The 372-nt window shown below is 60.5% G+C and carries 1 pseudogene; it reads right to left on the bottom strand.

Features of this window, described 5'->3' with window-relative positions:
- A pseudogene (locus ACYZGB_RS22895) lies at nt 1-372 on the bottom strand (IS5 family transposase); the annotation flags it as partial.

Here is a 372-nt window from a genome sequence, read left to right as displayed (position 1 = left end):
ATCAAGACGAACTTCACCAGATTGCCCAGCGCATCCGTCAGCGCCAGTATCTTCGTGGTCATGCCTCCCCGCGAGTGGCCTATGGCCTGGCCCGAAGTCCCCCTTTTGCCCCCTGGCCGTGCCGATGCACTTTCACAATCGTGGCATCCACCATCGCATATTCCATGTCTGGCTGCTCGCTCACTGCATCGAACAGGCGTTGGAATACGTCGGCCTTGACCCAGTCTCTAAAGCGCTTGAACACCGTGTTCCACTTGCCGAACTCTGGCGGCAGGTCTCGCCAGGGGCTGCCTGTGCGGGCAATCCACAGCACTGCCTCAACGAAGCGGCGGTTGTCTGTGCCGCTGCGTCCCGGATCACTTGGCTTGCCAA

The sequence above is a fragment of the Acidovorax sp. Q11 genome (genome assembly GCF_054950075.1).
This window is presented reverse-complemented; position numbering and strand designations above follow the sequence as displayed.